This is a genomic window from Kocuria sp. ZOR0020 (assembly GCF_000800955.1).
In the GTDB taxonomy this organism is placed as follows: domain Bacteria; phylum Actinomycetota; class Actinomycetes; order Actinomycetales; family Micrococcaceae; genus Kocuria; species Kocuria subflava.
In genome coordinates this window covers 1-242 of sequence record NZ_JROX01000452.1, presented here as the reverse complement: position 1 = coordinate 242, position 242 = coordinate 1, and the positions used below count along the sequence as shown (strand labels likewise).

At 32.2% G+C, this 242-nt stretch carries 1 protein-coding gene; it reads right to left on the bottom strand.

Annotated features, from left to right (window positions below; translation table 11 throughout):
* Positions 1 to 3: 3 nt before the first annotated feature.
* Positions 4 to 242, bottom strand: a 239-nt coding sequence (locus L979_RS15665; protein ID WP_231559566.1) for a hypothetical protein, incomplete at its 5' end; no start/stop codon positions are given.

The following is a 242-nucleotide window of genomic DNA, read 5'->3' as shown; positions in this document are numbered from 1 at the left end:
ACATTAAATAAAGTCCGCCTTTCTCTTGATTTTAAGCTCTGCCTTACTTAAATTAACTAGCTCCATTTGACCTTTTTCAATTATACGAGTTCTGTATCGCTCAAAGTTCATTACAGGGAATAAGTTTAGTACAGTTGTACCCTTCCAGCCTTGATAAAATTCGTCATTTACATCTGTATTAATTAAAATATAATCTTGTACCTGTTCCGTCTTAAACACAATTGCAGTATATTCATTTCCAA